This is a genomic window from Burkholderia sp. E168m15 (genome assembly GCF_016586105.1).
Lineage (GTDB): Bacteria > Pseudomonadota > Gammaproteobacteria > Burkholderiales > Burkholderiaceae > Burkholderia > Burkholderia orbicola.
This window is the reverse complement of record NZ_BCPO01000239.1, coordinates 1-1,321: the sequence shown is the minus strand read 5'-3', so window position 1 is coordinate 1,321 and position 1,321 is coordinate 1. Positions and strand designations below refer to the sequence as shown.

Genomic DNA, 1,321 nt, shown 5'->3' with positions numbered 1-1,321 from the left:
TGAACCGCCCCGAGTTTTGTGGAGGCTCCAACTCTTGAGAGAATGGAGCCATGAACAAGAAGCCAAGCAAGTTTTCCCCGGAAGTCCGAGAGCGCGCAGTGCGCCTGGTACGCGAGCAGCGTAGCGAGCACCCGTCGATGTGGGCGGCAGTCGAATCGATTGCGCCGATGATCGGCTGCACGCCGCAGACGCTGTTGGATTGGGTTAAGCGCGACGAGGTCGACCGTGGAGAGCGCGATGGCGTGAGTACGGCCGAGCGTGAACGCATCAAGGCCTTGGAGCGCGAGGTCAAGGAACTGCGCCGGACCAACGAGATTCTCAAACTGGCGAGCGCATTTTTCGCCCAGGCGGAGCTCGACCGCCGTTTCAAGTCCTGAAGGCCTTCATTGATCAGCATCGCGACACCTTCGGGGTCGAGCCGATCTGCAAGGTCTTGCGGATTGCCCCGTCGGGCTACCGACGCCATGCAGCACAACTTCGCGATCCGTCGAAGCGCTGCGCCCGCGCGAAACGCGATGAGCTTTTGCAACCGGAGATCAAGCGTGTCTGGCAGGCCAACATGCAGGTCTACGGCGTGCCGAAGGTCTGGAAGCAGATGAACCGGGAAGGCATTGCAGTGGCACGCTGCACGGTCGGACGGTTGATGAAGCTGCAGGGCTTGCGTGGCGCAGTTCGCGGTAAGCGTGTTCGCACGACGCTTCCCGATGTGACCGCGCCGCGCCCGCTGGACCGAGTCAACCGGCAGTTCAAGGCTGACCGGCCGAATCAGCTCTGGGTGTCGGATTTTACGTATGTCTCGACATGGCAAGGCTGGCTGTACGTGGCATTCGTGATCGACGTGTTTGCCCGCCGTATTGTTGGCTGGCGCGTCAGCTCGTCGATGACCACGGACTTCGTTCTGGATGCACTTGAACAGGCGCTGTACGCCCGCCAACCGGGCGAGGACGGGACTTTGATTCATCATTCCGACAGAGGGTCTCAATACGTCAGCATTCGCTATAGCGAACGGCTGGCTGAGGCCGGCATCGAGCCGTCGGTCGGCAGCCGGGGCGACAGCTACGACAATGCGCTGGCCGAAACGATCAACGGCCTGTACAAGACGGAACTGATTCGTCGGCGCGCCCCTTGGAAAACGAGGGAATCCGTCGAGCTGGCAACGCTGGAATGGGTGGCTTGGTACAACCATCATCGGCTGATGGAACCGCTCGGCTATATCCCGCCTGCTGAAGCTGAGGCAAACTACTACAGGCAACTCAGAAATGCCGCTGACGTGTCCGCATTAACTTAAACCAACCAGCCTCCACGATTCCCGGTGCGATTC

General features: G+C 60.6%; 1 protein-coding gene and 1 other annotated feature. The gene reads left to right on the top strand.

The window, feature by feature from the left end; genetic code table 11:
- Positions 1-50 precede the first annotated feature (50 nt).
- Positions 51-1,288, top strand: a protein-coding gene (locus JMF86_RS34850; protein WP_155123312.1) for an IS3 family transposase whose coding sequence is annotated in 2 segments (ribosomal slippage) — positions 51-342 and positions 342-1,288 — 1,239 coding nt in all. Because the reading frame shifts where the segments join, the coding sequence is not laid out codon by codon here.
- Positions 332-448 (top strand) — a sequence feature (AL1L pseudoknot). (Overlaps the previous gene by 117 nt.)
- Positions 1,289-1,321: the final 33 nt, after the last annotated feature.